Origin of the sequence: Dietzia massiliensis, from assembly GCF_018390595.1 — a bacterium.
GTDB classification, from domain to species: Bacteria; Actinomycetota; Actinomycetes; order Mycobacteriales; family Mycobacteriaceae; genus Dietzia; species Dietzia massiliensis.
The window spans coordinates 1-463 of the sequence record NZ_JAHBAV010000173.1 but is presented as its reverse complement, the minus strand read 5'-3'; the positions used below and the strand labels follow the sequence as shown (position 1 = coordinate 463).

At 54.2% G+C, this 463-nt stretch carries 1 protein-coding gene; it reads left to right on the top strand.

Annotated features, from left to right (window positions below):
* Positions 1-100: 100 nt before the first annotated feature.
* The coding region (locus KHA85_RS16710; RefSeq protein WP_213186661.1) for a response regulator at positions 101-463 on the top strand (363 nt) is incomplete at its 3' end.

Below are 463 nucleotides of genomic sequence, written 5' to 3'. Positions count from 1 at the left end.
CGCCCGGTTCGATAGAAGGGGCTCTGCAGGTCACTTTCGTCTATCAGTAGACAAAGGGCTGCCCTAGATGGAAGGTTAACGACAGATTTAAGGTGATGATATGAATATTAATTATCCCTATGGAACAACCTTGGCGGCCGGCAATGCGGCGACGGGGGCCGTGGCTATCATGGAACCTTGCCCCCTCACGGCGTTGGGGATGAGAAACCGATTGATTGAGTCCTGCGGTCTACAGCCCGACAACGTTCGACAGGTGACGAACCTGGTGGCGCTGAGAGCCTTATTCACTCAGCACACGCATCGTTTACTGGTGATGGATTTGTGCGGCAAATCAGAATTGGTATTGGACGGCTTCAGGCTGATTGCCGATGTGCGTGAAAGCTCGCCGGACACCGCGATAATTATTTGTACGGCATTGGATGAGCCCAGGCTGCTGCGGCAACTGATCGCATCCGGCATCCGC